Here is a 13,306-nt window from a genome sequence, read left to right on the forward strand (position 1 = left end):
TGGCCGGGTGGCCGGTGGCTCGGTTTCGGCATTCACAGGCTGCGCACAGGGCTTCCACACGTTCGCGACAGCGGGCCCGGCGAGGGTCGGCGCATGACTGAGGCCACTCGGCAACCACTCCCGGCCCGCACGCCACTGCCCCCGCAGGGGACCGTGCTCGACGTCGTGATCCCCGTGTACAACGAGGAGGACGACCTGGAGACGTGCGTGCGGCGTCTGCACGCGCACCTCACGGACACCTTCCCGTACGGGTTCCGGATCACGATCGCGGACAACGCGAGCACCGACCGCACCCCCGAGGTCTCCGCCCTGCTGGACGACTCCCTCGACGAGGTGACCGCCGTCCGGCTGGAGGAGAAGGGCCGCGGGCGGGCGCTGCGCACCGTCTGGTCGATGTCCGAGGCGCCCGTGCTCGCCTATATGGACGTCGACCTGTCCACCGGCCTCAACGCCCTGCTGCCGCTGGTCGCCCCGCTCGTCTCCGGCCACTCCGACCTGGCCATAGGAACGCGGCTCGCGGGCGGTTCGCGGGTCGTGCGCGGCCCGAAGCGGGAGTTCGTCTCGCGCGCGTACAACGTCGTGCTGCGGACGGGGCTCGCGGCGCGGTTCTCGGACGCGCAGTGCGGGTTCAAGGCGGTGCGCAAGGACGTCGCCGAGCGGCTGCTGCCGCTGGTCGAGGACTCGGGGTGGTTCTTCGACACCGAGCTGCTGGTGCTGGCGGAGCGGGCGGGGCTGCGGATCCACGAGGTGCCGGTGGACTGGGTCGACGACCCGGACAGCTCCGTGCACATCGTCCGCACGGCGACGGAGGACCTGCGCGGCGTGTGGCGCGTGGGGCGGGCGCTCGCCACGGGGGCCCTGCCGCTGGACCGGCTGCGCCGCCCCTTCGGCGACGATCCGCGCGACCGGGCCGTGGCGGGGGTGCCGCGGGGGCTGGCCCGGCAACTGCTGGGCTTCTGTGCCGTGGGCCTGCTCAGCACGGGCCTCTACCTCGCGCTGTACTCGCTGCTGCGGACGGTCTCGGGCCCGCAGGCGGCGAACGCGGCGGCGCTGCTGCTGTCGGCCCTCGCCAACACCGCGGCCAACCGGCGCCTGACCTTCGGGGTGCGGGGCCGGGACCGCGCGGTCCGGCAGCAGGCGCAGGGCCTCGTGGTCTTCGCCATCGGACTGGCCCTGACCAGCGGTTCGCTCGCCGCGCTGCACGCGGCGGGCGGCTCCCCCTCCCACGGCGCGGAACTCTCCGTCCTCGTCACGGCCAACCTGGCTGCGACGGTGCTGCGGTTCCTGCTGCTGCGGGCGTGGGTCTTCCCGGCCCGTCCGGACGTACCGGACGCGGCCCGGCCCGACGATCACGCGGGGGCCTCAGAGTGCGGGGCCCGCACACTGAGGAAGGCTCGATGACCAAGACATTCCCGCTGCGGTGGCGGCGCCCCTCCTGGAAGGCCGTCGCGCTGCTCGCCGTCACCGCCGCGCTCTACCTCTGGGACCTGGGCGCGTCCGGCTACGCGAACCAGTTCTACGCCGCCGCCGCACAGGCGGGCGGCGCGAGCTGGAAGGCGTTCTTCTTCGGCGCGTCCGACGCCGCCGGGGCGATCACCGTGGACAAGCCGCCCGCGGCGCTGTGGCCGATGGGCCTGTCCGTACGGGTCTTCGGGCTCGGCTCGTGGGCGATCCTCGTGCCCGAGGCGCTGATGGGCGTGGCCGCGGTGGGGGTGCTGTACGCGACGGTGCGGCGGTACTCCGGCGAGGCGGCCGGGCTGCTCGCGGGCGCGGTGTTCGCGCTGACGCCCGTCGCCGCGCTGATGTTCCGCTTCGACAACCCCGACGCGCTGCTGTGCCTGCTGATGGTGTGCGCCGTGGCATGCGTCCTGCGCGCGCTGGAGGCGGGCCGGACGGCGTGGCTGCTCCTGGCGGGGCTCTGCTTCGGACTCGCGTTCCTCACCAAGACGCTGCAGGCGTGGCTGATCCTGCCGCCGCTCGCCGTGCTGTACGCGGTGTGCGCGCCGGGCCGGCCGCTGCGGCGGGCGGGGCAGCTGCTGCTCGCCGGGCTGGTGACCGTCGTCTCCGGCGGCTGGTGGGTCGCCGTGGTCGAGCTGTGGCCGGCGGGCTCGCGCCCGTACATCGGCGGCTCACAGCACAACAGCTTCCTCGAACTCACCTTCGGCTACAACGGACTCGGCCGCATCAACGGCAACGAGACCGGGAGCGTGGGCGGCGGCGGGCACGGTCCCGGTGGCGGGGGCCGCTGGGGCGAGACCGGCATCCTGCGGCTGTTCGGCTCCGACATGGGCGGGCAGATCGCCTGGTTGCTGCCCGCGGCGTTCGCGCTGCTGGTGGCGGGGCTGTTCCTGACCCGGCGCGAGGCCCGTACGGACATCCGGCGGGCGGCGTTCCTGGCGTGGGGCGGGGCGATGCTGATGACCTTCGGGGTCTTCAGCTTCATGTCCGGGATCTTCCACCAGTACTACAACATCGCGCTGGCTCCGTACGTGGCGGCGCTGACCGGCATGGGGGCCGTACTGCTGTGGGAGCGGCGGGCGTTCACCGTACTGGCGGCGGTCGTGGCAGGGACGGCCGGCTGGGCGTACGTGCTGCTGGACCGCACTCCGCAGTGGCTGCCGTGGCTGAAGTGGGCGGTGCTGCTGGGCGGGGTCGCGGCGGGGTGCGCGCTGCTGGGCGCGAAGCGCGGTCCTGTCGCGCGGGTCGCCGTGGTGCTGTCCGTGGCGAGCGCGCTCGCGGCGCCGCTGGCGTACACGCTGAACACGGTGCGGACGCCGCACGGCGGGTCGATCGTGACGGCGGGGCCGGCGGTGAAGGGCGCGGGGCGCTTCGGCGGCGGCATGCGGACGGCGGGGCGGGACCAGAAGCCCGGCGGGGCGGCGGGTGCGCCCGGGGGCCGGGGGCCGTGGGGTGCGCCGGGTGGGCGCGGGCCCGGTGGACCTGGCGGCCCTGGTGGTCCCGGTGGTCCTGGTGGTCCCGGCGGTCCCGCCGGGTTCCCGGGGAAGGCGCCGCGCGGTGAGCGTGCTGCCGGCGGCGGCATGGGCGGGCTCCTCGGCGGTCAGCGCGTGAGCGCCGCCGCCGCGGCCGCGGTGAAGAAGGACGCGTCGGAGTACCGGTGGGCGGCGGCCGCGGTCGGTTCGCAGAACGCGGCGAGCTACCAGCTCGCCACCCAGGTGCCGGTGATGGCGGTCGGCGGCTTCAACGGGAGCGATCCGTCGCCGACGCTGCGGCAGTTCGAGGCGTACGTGAAGGCCGGGAAGGTGCACTACTTCATCGCTTCGGAAGGCGGGGAGACGCGCGGCGGCGGGCGCGGAGGTACGGAGTCCGTCTCGTCCGGGATCGCGGCGTGGGTGGCGGCGCACTTCACGAAGGTGACGGCCGGCGGGGCGGTGCTCTACGACCTGACGCGGCCGGTGGAGGGCGCGTAGGAAAAAGCCTTGTACGGCGTAGAGGAGCTCTTGTACGGTGTACGACATCACGGAGTCGTACACCGTACAAGGGGGATCTCGCATGACTGCGCCGACCAAGGAATCGCCAAGCGCCGCGGAGGAGCTGCCGCAGCGCAACCCCACGCGCTGGCTGGTGCTCGGCGTGATCTGCCTCGCCCAGCTCACCGTGCTGCTCGACAACACCGTGCTCACCGTCGCCATCCCCTCCCTCACCGAGGAGATGGGCGCCGCGACGTCCGACGTCCAGTGGATGATCAACGCGTACTCGCTGGTCCAGGCCGGACTGCTGCTCACCGCGGGCAGCGCCGCCGACCGCTACGGACGCAAGAAGCTGCTCGCCATAGGGCTCGCGCTCTTCGGGATCGGCTCGCTGGGCGGGGCCCTGTCCGAGACGACCGGGCAGCTGATCGCCGCGCGGGCCGGCATGGGCATCGGCGGAGCGCTGCTGATGACCACGACCCTCGCCGTCGTCGTCCAGGTCTTCGACGAGGCCGAGCGGACGAAGGCGATCGGGCTGTGGGGCGCGGTGGGCTCCCTCGGCTTCGCCGCCGGGCCGCTGATCGGCGGCGCGCTCCTCAACCACTTCTGGTGGGGCTCGATCTTCCTGATCAACCTGCCGGTGGCGCTGCTCGGCCTGCTGGCCGTCCTCAAGTGGGTGCCCGAGTCCAAGAACCCGGCCGGTGACCGGCCCGACCTGCTCGGCGCGCTGCTGTCCACGATCGGCATGACCGGGGTCACCTTCGCGATCATCTCCGGGCCGGAGCACGGCTGGACGTCCGGGCGGGTGCTGGCCTCCGCGGGCGTGGGCGTGGTGGTGCTGGCCGCGTTCGCGGTGTGGGAGCGGCGGGCGCCCTACCCGATGCTCGACATGTCGTTCTTCCGCAACCGGCGCTTCGTGGGCGCGGTCTCCGGCTCCATCCTCGTCGCCTTCGGCATGGGCGGATCGTTCTTCCTGCTCACGCAGCACCTGCAGCTCGTCCTCGGCTACGACCCGCTGGAGACCGGTCTGCGGATGTCGCCGCTGGCGCTCGTCATCGTCGTCCTCAACCTGACCGGGGTCGGGGCGCGGCTCCTGCCGAAGGTCGGCACGCCCGTTGCCATCGCCGGCGGCATGGGGCTGCTCGCGGCGGGGCTCGCGGCGATCGCGGTGCTGGGCGCCGACGGGTACGGCGGGATGCTCTTCGGGCTCGTGCTGATGGGCATCGGCATCGCCCTGTCCATGCCCGCCATGGCCACGGCGATCATGTCCGCGATCCCGCCGGAGAAGGCGGGTGTCGGCGCCGGGGTCAACGGCACGCTCCAGGAGTGCGGCAACGGGCTGGGCGTCGCGGTGCTGGGCGCCGTCCTCAACTCGCGCTTCGCGGCGCTGGTCCCTGCGGTGGCCGCGGGGGCGGGGTCCCTGCCGGCGGCGCTGGCGGACGCCCGTACGGACGGGGACCGCGCGGCGATCGCCGACGCGTTCGCCACGGGCGTGCACACCAGCCAGCTGGTCGGCGCGGCGGCGGTCCTGGCGGGCGGCCTCACCGCGGCGGTGCTCCTGCGGAGGGCGGAGCGGGCGGAGTAGCCCGCGGAACGGGGGTGCTCCGGGGCGCGGCCCCGGGGCCCCCGGGGGGCGGGGCTCGACGGGGGTGGGCCCGGCCTTTCGCCTCTGCGGCGGGGTCCGGCGGTGCCGGAGTGACCTGAGGTGGGTTCGGCACCGCCGACCACGTGGTGTGTGGTTGGTCGCCGTCGCGGCGGGGGAGTTCGGGCGGTCCGCCCCGTGAGGGTGGGCCCGTGGTGGCGGGCCTTTCGTGTCCGCCGCAGCGGGGGTTGCCCAGAGCTCCGGGCCTTTGAGTCCGCCGCGGCGGTGATCAGCCCCCGTGGCGGGGTCCGGCGGTGCCGGAGTGACCCGTGGTGGGTTCGGTACCGCCGGTCAGGTGGTGTGTGGTTGGTCGCCGTTGCGGCGGGGGGGATTCGGGCGGTCCGCCCCGTGAGGGTGGGCCCGTGGTGGCGGGCCCTTCGTGTCCGGGGGCTCCGGGCCTTTGAATCTGCCGCGGCGGGGGCGTGCGGGCGGTCCGTCCGTGGGTGGGCCCGCGATAGCGGGCCTGTCGTGGGGGCCGGCTCCGGATGGAGCGAGGTCGGGGGCCCGGGGCCGCAGGCCCGAGGGCCTAGCATTCGGGCGTATGGTCGGGAACAGGGAGGCACAGGGCAATGGCGGGCGGCGGTAAGCAGACGAGCGGTCCGCGGACCAGTGTGTGGCTGGCCGGGAAGCCGGCCTCCGCCCCGCGGCGCGGGGACGACCAGGGCAACCTCGACCGCGACCGGATCGTCGCGGCGACCATCCGCCTCCTCGACGCCGAGGGCCTGGAGAAGTTCTCCATGCGGCGGCTCGCCACCGAGCTCGGCGTGACCGCCATGTCGGTCTACTGGTACGTCGACAACAAGGACGACCTCCTGGAGTACGTCCTCGACGAGATCGCCGGCGAGATGGGCCTGCCGGACCTGTCCGACGAGAGCGCCGACTGGCGCGACCAGCTCCGCGTCCTGGCCGAGGCGTACCGCATGACCCTCGCTGCCCACCCGTGGGCCCCCCGCCTCCTCGGCCGTTACCTCAACCTGGGCCCCCGCTCGATGGCGTACTCGAACGCCACCATCGCGGTGATGGCCCGCAGCGGCATCCCGCAGGATCGGATCACCGGCGCGCTCGCGGCCGTCTTCCAGTTCGTCTACGGCTTCTGCACGATCGAGGGCCTGTACAAGGAGCGTTGCCGGGCCGCGGGCGTCAGCGAGGACGAGTACTTCCGGGACGTCATGAACGTGGTCTCGGCCAGTCCCGAGTGGACGGAGAACTACCGGGAGGCCGCCGAGGTCACCGAGAGCTGGGCCAAGGGGACCGTCGCGGAGATGCGGCACCGCGACTTCGAGTACGCCCTGGACCTCGTGATCGCCGGCATCGAGGTCATGCGGGACCGTCCCAGCTGACGCGCCCCGGCCGGCCCGCGCGCAACGGCCGCCCGGCCGGGGGCACAACGAAGCCCCGGCGGTGGCGCGCAGGCCGTCCCCTGCCTTCGCGCGCGCCACCACCGGGGCCCGTCCCCGGGACCGTTCATGCCGTTCGGGTCCCGGTGCCGCCTGACCGGGGGCGCGTCTCCGCTCGATTCCGCGCCCCGGCCCGACGGGGTCTGTCAGCCGTTCTGCTCGACGGCTTCCTTCTCCGCGGAGGCCGCGGCGGTCGCGGCGGCCGCTCCCGGCCGCCCCTGCAGCGCGACCTCCTTGATGAACAGCGTCAGGACGAAGGCCAGCAGCGCGCACGGCGCCGCGTAGAGGAACACGTCGCCCACGCCGTGCCCGTAGGCGCTCTCGACGACCGTGCGCAGCGGCGCGGGCATCGCGTCCAGCTTGGGGATGCCTCCGCCGGAGCCGCCGCTCTTGGCCGCTGCGGCCGCGGCCTGCGGGCCGAGCGCGGCGATGCCGTCCTTGACGTAGTCCGTGACCCGGTGCCCGAGCACCGCGCCGAGCGCCGAGACGCCCACCGCGCCGCCGAGGGAGCGGAAGAAGGTGACGACGGAGCTCGCGGCGCCGAGGTCCTTGGGCGCGACCTGGTTCTGCGTGCAGAGCACGAGGTTCTGCATCATCATGCCCATGCCGAGGCCGACCAGCGCCATGTAGACCGCCAGGTGCCAGTACGGGGTGTCGTACCGCATCGTGCCGAGCAGGCCGAGGCCCGCCGTGAGCAGCACGCCACCGCTGACCAGCCAGGCCTTCCAGCGGCCGGTCTTGGTGATGATCTGGCCGGAGATCGTCGACGACAGGAACAGGCCGGCGATCATCGGGATGGTCATCACGCCGGACATCGTCGGCGACTTGCCGCGCGCCAGCTGGAAGTACTGCGAGAAGAAGACCGTGCCGCTGAACATCGCGACGCCGACGAAGAGGCTCGCCGCCGACGACAGGGTGATCGTCTTGTTGCGGAACAGCCGCAGCGGAATGATCGGTTCGGAGGCCTTGGACTCGACGAGGACGAAGATCGCGCCGAGCACGATCGAGCCGCCGACCATGGCGTAGGTCTGCCAGGAGATCCAGTCGTAGTTCTTGCCCGCGAGCGTCACCCACACCAGCAGCAGCGTGACCGAGGCGCTGATGAAGAACGCGCCCAGCCAGTCGACCTTCACGTCCCGCTTCACCACGGGGAGCTTCAGCGTCTTCTGCAGCACGATCAGCGCGATCACGGCGAACGGCACGCCGACGTAGAAGCACCAGCGCCAGCCGAGCCAGTCGGTGTCGGTGATGACGCCGCCGAGCAGCGGGCCGCCGACCGTCGCGACGGCGAAGGTCGCGCCGAGGTAGCCGCTGTAACGGCCGCGCTCCCGCGGGGAGATCATCGCCGCCATGATGATCTGCGCCAGGGCGGACAGACCGCCGACGCCGATGCCCTGGATGGCGCGGCAGGCGATGAGCGTGCCGGTGTTCTGCGAGAGGCCGGCCACGACCGAGCCCGCGACGTAGACGATCAGGGCTATCTGGACCAGCAGCTTCTTGCTGAACAGGTCCGAGAGCTTGCCCCACAGCGGGGTGGACGCGGTCATCGCCAGGAGCGAGGCCGTGACGACCCAGGTGTAGGAGGACTGGCTGCCGTGCAGGTCGGAGATGATCTCCGGCAGCGCGTTGGAGACGATCGTCGAGGACAGGATGGCGACGAACATGCCGAGCAGCAGCCCGGACAGCGCCTCCATGATCTGCCGGTGAGTCATGGGGGCGCCGGCGTCCTGGCCGCCGTGCTTGGCGTGGCCGCCCCCCACACCGGCCGGTGTGGTCGTAGCCATGAAGTTCCTTTGCAGTGCGAATGCGTGTGGTGTGTGGTGTGCGGTGTGCGTCTACGGGGTGCGGGTCGTGGTCCGGCAGCCGTCGAAGCTGTTGCGGAACCGGCCGAGCAGTTCGATCAGCCGGCCGACGTCCTCCGTCGACCAGTCCCGCAGGCAGGTCGCGAGCGCCTGGGTGTAGCGCCCGGAGACCTGCCGGAGCAGGGCTTCGCCGGCGGGGCTGATGCGCAGCAGCCGGGACCGCCGGTCCGCGGGGTCGGGGTGCCGTTCGAGCCAGCCCCGGGCCTCCGCGTACGCGACGTGCCGGCTGGTCACCGACATGTCGATCATCAGCAGTTCGGCCAGCTTGCCCATGCGCATCTCGCCGTACTGCCGCAGCATCGTCAGCACGATGGCCGAGGCCGGCGAGCAGTCCGCCGGGAGCACGCGGGCGAGGTCGCGCCGGACGGCGGCGATGCTGCTGAGCTGCCGGGCGAGCTCTTCGTACTGCTCCTGCTCGGCCATGCGCCGCCCTCCCCACCTTCAGTTGCTTAGGGCAACGATGTAACCAGAATTTGGTTGCTGCAGGCAAGTGAAAAGGGGTTTCCCTGGGTAAAGGTAGGGCCAAGGAACCACAGGTCCCCGTAAAACCGCAGGTAGGGCGCGAAGCGGACGGAGCGCCTCGGCAAGGCGGGGCGCTGCGCACCGCCCCGCCCTCCTTCGCTAGGGTCCTGGCCTATGGCCAACCCCCATCAGCAGAACCCCGAGAGCTACGACCCCGCGGGCAGCACGCAGATGTTCCGCGCCTTCGTCGACGAGGGCCAGGGCGGCCCCGTGGGCAGCAGGCGCGCGGCACCGGCGCCCGCCCGGTCGTCCGGTCCCCGCGTCGGCGTGATCGCCGGAGTGATCGCGGCCGTCGTTGTCGTCGCGGCCGTGGTGTGGCTCGCGCTCGGCTGACCCGTCGGCGCTGCCGCGCCGGCCGGGCGCCGGGCTAGCCCCACTCCACCTTCACGTCGCGCGTCTCGACGCGCATGCCCCACGGCACGCGCCAGGCGTCGACGCACACGGTCCATGCCGCCTCGACCGTCGCGCCCGCCCCGATCGGCACCGGGAGCGGCTGCGACGAGGTGAGCGTGGCCCAGTCGATGCCGAGCAGGTCGATCACGTGCGTGCCGAAGGTGACGGTGCCCGAGGTGACGGGGCTGCCGCCGGAGTTGGTGAGCGGCGCGGTGACCTTCTCGCACCAGCGCCGCCCCTCCTCGTCCGCGGACCGCCGCGACTCGCCGACGGTGAGCCGGGCCGGCTCGGGCGTGTGCGAGGGCTGCTGCCCGGCCGGTGAGGACGGCGGACGGGGCGACGGGTGCGGAGGCGGCGGTTTCGCAGGGGATGCGGGACCCGCCGTGCGCGAGGAGCTTCCGGCGCCCGTACGAGGATCCGCGCCGAGTCCGGCGCCCTGCGACCCGCTGCTCCTGCCGGGCTGCGACGCCGACGGCGACTGCGGCGGCAACGGCGATGACGGTGACGGTGAGGACGAAGCCGGCGGCGGGGAGGAAGCTCCCTGAGCCGCGGAGCCCGGCGCGTGGCCCGATGGGTGGCCGGAGGACGGCGCTGCGGGCAAAGGGTGGAACTCAACGCCCTTGTCGGGCGGAACGGCTCCGCCCACCGGGTGGGAGGACGAGCCGGGGCCTGCCGCCTCGGAGGCGACGTAGGCGTCGCGGTCGGTGCCGCCGCAACCTGCGAGAACGGCTCCCAGGGCGAGTGCGGCCGCCGCGGCTGAGGCGGATGCGGAGACGATCGTCTTCCGGCGCATCGGCCCAGTGTGGCTGACGGTCAGTCAGGAGTACAGAGTCGGGCGGTACGGACGGTGCGGGTCCGGCGATCCCCCGTGCGATTCGCCGTGTGGTGGATGGTCCCCCGTGAGGCCCCCGTGACGGTGCGCCTAGTCCGCGATGAGGCCCTCGCGGAGCTGCGACAGCGTCCTGGTCAGGAGCCGGGACACGTGCATCTGGGAGATGCCGACCTCCTCGCCGATCTGGGACTGCGTCATATTGGCGAAGAACCGCAGCATGATGATCTGCCGCTCCCTCGGTGGCAGTTTGGCCAGCAGGGGTTTGAGTGACTCGCGGTACTCCACGCCCTCCAGCGCGCTGTCCTCGTAGCCGAGCCGGTCCGCCAGGGAGCCCTCGCCGCCGTCGTCCTCGGGGGAGGGCGAGTCGAGCGAGCTGGCGGTGTAGGCGTTGCCCACGGCCAGGCCGTCGACGACGTCGTCCTCGGAGACGCCCAGGCACAGGGCCAGTTCGGGGACGGTCGGCGAGCGGTCGAGCTTCTGTGCGAGCTCGTCGCTGGCCTTGGTGAGGGCGAGACGCAGCTCCTGAAGCCGGCGCGGCACGCGCACCGACCAACTCGTGTCCCGGAAGAACCGCTTGATCTCGCCCACGACCGTCGGCATGGCGAAGGTGGGGAACTCCACCCCCCGTTCGCAGTCGAACCGGTCGATCGCCTTGATCAGGCCGATCGTGCCGACCTGGACGATGTCCTCCATGGGCTCGTTGCGGCTGCGGAAGCGGGCGGCCGCGTAGCGCACGAGGGGGAGGTTGAGCTCGATCAGGGTGTCGCGGACATAGGCGCGCTCCGCGCTGTCCCGGTCGAGGGCGGCCAGGCGCAGGAAGAGTGAGCGGGAGAGGGTGCGGGTGTCGATGGATTCGCAGTCGTCGAGCACGGCGTGCGGTGCGTCGGTGGCGAGCACCTTCGCGCTGCCCAGGTCTACGGACATGCCACCCCCTTGAGGTCGCGGACGGGTCACAGCGGTGCCCCTCGCACGAGGGGTTGGCCCCCACCTGAATACCGGAGGCCGCGCTGTGGCAAACGCAGTTCCTGCAGAATGTCACATGTCGGCAACGCGCTGTAGCGTCAAGTCGACATATCTGCCGCCTCGTATGAGGAGGGGGTCACTCGTGAGGGTTAGGCTTCGATTCGATTTGCGGAACGCAGCCGGGCGAAGCTCCGGGAGAGCAGCCGGGATACGTGCATCTGGGAGACGCCCAGCTCCGCGCTGATCTGCGACTGCGTCAGATTGCTGTAATAGCGGAGCAGCAGAATGCGCTGCTCGCGCTCCGGCAGCTGCACGAGCAGGTGGCGCACGAGGTCCCGGTGTTCGACCCCGGCCAGGGCGGGGTCCTCGTAGCCGAGCCGGTCCAGCAGGCCGGGCAGCCCGTCGCCCTCCTGCGCGGCCTCCAGCGAGGTGGCGTGGTACGAGCGCCCGGCCTCGATGCAGGCCAGCACCTCGTCCTCGGGGATCCGCAGCCGCTCGGCGATCTCGGCGGTGGTGGGCGTGCGGCCGTGCAGCACGGTCAGGTCCTCGCTGGCGCCGTTGACCTGCACCCACAGCTCGTGGAGCCGGCGCGGCACGTGCACGGTGCGGACGTTGTCGCGGAAGTACCGCTTGATCTCGCCGACCACGGTCGGCATCGCGAAGGTCGGGAACTGCACCCCGCGGTCCGGGTCGAACCGGTCGATGGCGTTGATCAGGCCGATCGTGCCGACCTGGATCACGTCCTCCATGGGTTCGTTGCGGCTGCGGAAGCGGGCGGCCGCGTAGCGGACGAGGGGCAGGTTGGCCTCGATGAGCGCGGCCCGCACACGGGCGTGCTCGGGCGTGCCGGGCTCCAGGGCGACGAACTCCTTGAAGAGCACCTGGGTGAGCGCCCTGGCGTCCGCTCCGCGGCTCCTGGGGTGATCGGGGTCGGCTGCCTCGGCTGCCTCGGGGGCGTCGGGGGCGTCGGGGGTGCCGGAGGTGTCGGCGAGGGGCTCCTGGGAGCCGGCGCCGGTACTGGCAGCGTGGCCGTGGCCGTGGCCGTCGGCGGGTCCGGGTTCCGGGTCCGGCACCGGTTCGGCGTGGGTCGCGTTCGGGGTCCCGGCGTCCGGGCCGAGGGCCTGAGCAGGGGTTTCCTGGAGGGGGGCTTCGGGGACGGTTCGGGCCGACACGGTTCTGCCACCCTTCATGGTCAACTCATCCGGCAAAAGCGGTCATAGCATCACAAGACATGTGCACTGTGTGCAAGAACCCCATAACATCGTGTTGACCATAAAAACGGCCCCTCGCCAAGGTGGCGAGGGGCCGTGCGCTGCGGGCGCTCAGAAGGGGTAGTCGGCGATCACCCAAGTGGCGAATTCGCGCCACTGCGCGACACCCGCCTGATGCGCCGGGTGGTCCAGATAGCGCTGGAGCGCCTCGGCGTCGTCGACGGCCGAGTTGATGGCGTAGTCGTAGGCGATCGGCCGGTCGGAGACGTTCCAGGCGCACTCCCAGAAGCGGAGCTCCGGGATCTGCTTGCCCAGCTCCTCGAACGCCTGTACTCCGGCGGCGACGCGCGGGTCGTCGCGCGTGACGCCCTCGTTGAGCTTGAACAGGACGAGATGACGAATCACGGCAGTGCCTCCACGCCGGGTCGGTCAGCTGATCAGCTGGGTCATGAACTCGCCGACGCTCTTGGCGGCGTCCGAGATGCCCTCGAACCCTATCTGGACGAGCTCCGCCGACCGCTTGGGGGAGTGGATGATCGTGTACGCCACGAAAACGCCGAGTACCCAGAGCGTGATCTTCTTCGCCTTCTCCACGGCGCACTGCCTCCCCGGTGATCCCCGCGATCCCCTCTCCGGTGGCGGAGTCTAACCGTACGTTTGCCCGAATGCCGGGAGCGTGCCCGCTTCCTCACGTCGCCTTTAAGGACCAAAGGCCTGCCAAGCCGGGTCCTTCGCCGTACGGGGCGGCGTGCGGCGGGGCGGAGGATGGGGGGTGCCCGTACCGGATCTGGCAGGAATCCGCCGGGCAGGGACATGGCCTCACTGCGGGGTCCGGGCCGCGAGCTTCCCCCCCGACCGCGGCCCGTACTTGGAGGCCGTGCCCCCGCCGGGGGAAGCGGTTGTCCCCCCGATGCCGCTTCCCCCGACCTGCACTTCCCCCTCTGCTCTTCCCCGTGCCTTCTCCTTCGAGCGCCCGGGCCCGCGTGCGCCCCGTGCGGCGCGCCTGTACGCGAGATGACAGCTTTGCGTCGAAGGTGAGATCGGCCTACTGCGGGG

At 72.3% G+C, this 13,306-nt stretch carries 12 protein-coding genes; 5 read left to right on the forward strand and 7 right to left on the reverse strand.

The genetic code is table 11. The features are described from left to right. Nucleotides 1-93 precede the first annotated feature (93 nt). The 4 genes from ACOTKD_RS08060 (at nucleotide 94) to ACOTKD_RS08075 (ending at nucleotide 6,410) form a co-directional block, all read left to right on the forward strand. Nucleotides 94-1,401, forward strand: a complete 1,308-nt coding sequence (locus ACOTKD_RS08060; protein WP_424888172.1) for a glycosyltransferase — start codon at nucleotides 94-96, stop codon at nucleotides 1,399-1,401. After that, entirely contained in the window at nucleotides 1,398-3,428 is a 2,031-nt protein-coding gene (locus ACOTKD_RS08065; protein ID WP_424888173.1) for a glycosyltransferase family 39 protein, read from the forward strand. Before ACOTKD_RS08060 ends, ACOTKD_RS08065 begins: the two co-directional genes overlap by 4 nt. Nucleotides 3,429-3,510: 82 nt before the next feature. Next, a complete protein-coding gene (locus tag ACOTKD_RS08070) occupies nucleotides 3,511-5,013 on the forward strand; it encodes an MFS transporter (RefSeq protein ID WP_424888174.1) in 1,503 nt (500 codons plus the stop codon). Nucleotides 5,014-5,639: 626 nt separating this feature from the next. Continuing rightward, complete coding sequence (locus ACOTKD_RS08075) at nucleotides 5,640-6,410, forward strand: TetR/AcrR family transcriptional regulator (RefSeq protein ID WP_424888175.1); 771 nt, start codon at nucleotides 5,640-5,642, stop codon at nucleotides 6,408-6,410. Between the two features lie 203 nt (nucleotides 6,411-6,613). Here the strand turns inward: ACOTKD_RS08075 and ACOTKD_RS08080 are convergent, their stop codons facing one another. Both ACOTKD_RS08080 and ACOTKD_RS08085 read right to left on the reverse strand, forming a co-directional pair. Beyond that, nucleotides 6,614-8,251 (reverse strand): MDR family MFS transporter, encoded by a 1,638-nt coding sequence (locus ACOTKD_RS08080; protein ID WP_424888176.1) that lies wholly within the window; start codon nucleotides 8,249-8,251, stop codon nucleotides 6,614-6,616. Nucleotides 8,252-8,302: 51 nt separating this feature from the next. Continuing rightward, complete coding sequence (locus ACOTKD_RS08085; protein WP_424888177.1) at nucleotides 8,303-8,752, reverse strand: MarR family winged helix-turn-helix transcriptional regulator; 450 nt, start codon at nucleotides 8,750-8,752, stop codon at nucleotides 8,303-8,305. A 213-nt stretch (nucleotides 8,753-8,965) separates the two neighbouring features. Between ACOTKD_RS08085 and ACOTKD_RS08090 the strand changes: the two genes are divergently transcribed. Beyond that, nucleotides 8,966-9,184, forward strand: a complete 219-nt coding sequence (locus tag ACOTKD_RS08090) for a hypothetical protein (RefSeq protein ID WP_424888178.1) — start codon at nucleotides 8,966-8,968, stop codon at nucleotides 9,182-9,184. Nucleotides 9,185-9,218: 34 nt separating this feature from the next. Here ACOTKD_RS08090 and ACOTKD_RS08095 read toward each other — a convergent pair whose 3' ends face one another. The 5 genes from ACOTKD_RS08095 to ACOTKD_RS08115 all read right to left on the reverse strand — a co-directional run bounded on the left by ACOTKD_RS08095 (nucleotide 9,219) and on the right by ACOTKD_RS08115 (nucleotide 12,844). Continuing rightward, entirely contained in the window at nucleotides 9,219-9,734 is a 516-nt protein-coding gene (locus ACOTKD_RS08095) for a hypothetical protein (RefSeq protein ID WP_424888179.1), read from the reverse strand. Between the two features lie 432 nt (nucleotides 9,735-10,166). Then, nucleotides 10,167-11,000, reverse strand: coding sequence for an RNA polymerase sigma factor SigF (locus ACOTKD_RS08100; RefSeq protein ID WP_058045431.1), 834 nt, complete (start codon nucleotides 10,998-11,000; stop codon nucleotides 10,167-10,169). Nucleotides 11,001-11,188: 188 nt separating this feature from the next. Then, nucleotides 11,189-12,211: an RNA polymerase sigma factor SigF gene (locus ACOTKD_RS08105; RefSeq protein WP_424888180.1), complete on the reverse strand. Its 1,023-nt coding sequence runs from the start codon at nucleotides 12,209-12,211 to the stop codon at nucleotides 11,189-11,191. Between the two features lie 150 nt (nucleotides 12,212-12,361). Continuing rightward, on the reverse strand, nucleotides 12,362-12,655 hold the full coding sequence (locus tag ACOTKD_RS08110; RefSeq protein ID WP_424888181.1) for a Dabb family protein: 294 nt from the start codon (nucleotides 12,653-12,655) through the stop codon (nucleotides 12,362-12,364). A gap of 24 nt (nucleotides 12,656-12,679) precedes the next feature. Further along, on the reverse strand, nucleotides 12,680-12,844 hold the full coding sequence (locus ACOTKD_RS08115) for a hypothetical protein (protein WP_169748845.1): 165 nt from the start codon (nucleotides 12,842-12,844) through the stop codon (nucleotides 12,680-12,682). Nucleotides 12,845-13,306: the final 462 nt, after the last annotated feature.

This window comes from Streptomyces sp. XH2 (genome assembly GCF_049725035.1).
Classification (GTDB): Bacteria; Actinomycetota; Actinomycetes; order Streptomycetales; family Streptomycetaceae; genus Streptomyces; species Streptomyces roseoverticillatus.

Bases quoted from the DNA above. Each gene is read 5' to 3' on its own strand.
- ACOTKD_RS08060 (WP_424888172.1), top strand. From the start codon at position 94: ATGACTGAGGCCACTCGGCAACCACTCCCGGCCCGCACGCCACTGCCC.
- ACOTKD_RS08065 (WP_424888173.1), top strand. From the start codon at position 1,398: ATGACCAAGACATTCCCGCTGCGGTGGCGGCGCCCCTCCTGGAAGGCC.
- ACOTKD_RS08070 (WP_424888174.1), top strand. From the start codon at position 3,511: ATGACTGCGCCGACCAAGGAATCGCCAAGCGCCGCGGAGGAGCTGCCG.
- ACOTKD_RS08075 (WP_424888175.1), top strand. From the start codon at position 5,640: ATGGCGGGCGGCGGTAAGCAGACGAGCGGTCCGCGGACCAGTGTGTGG.
- ACOTKD_RS08080 (WP_424888176.1), bottom strand. From the start codon at position 8,251: ATGGCTACGACCACACCGGCCGGTGTGGGGGGCGGCCACGCCAAGCAC.
- ACOTKD_RS08085 (WP_424888177.1), bottom strand. From the start codon at position 8,752: ATGGCCGAGCAGGAGCAGTACGAAGAGCTCGCCCGGCAGCTCAGCAGC.
- ACOTKD_RS08090 (WP_424888178.1), top strand. From the start codon at position 8,966: ATGGCCAACCCCCATCAGCAGAACCCCGAGAGCTACGACCCCGCGGGC.
- ACOTKD_RS08100 (WP_058045431.1), bottom strand. From the start codon at position 11,000: ATGTCCGTAGACCTGGGCAGCGCGAAGGTGCTCGCCACCGACGCACCG.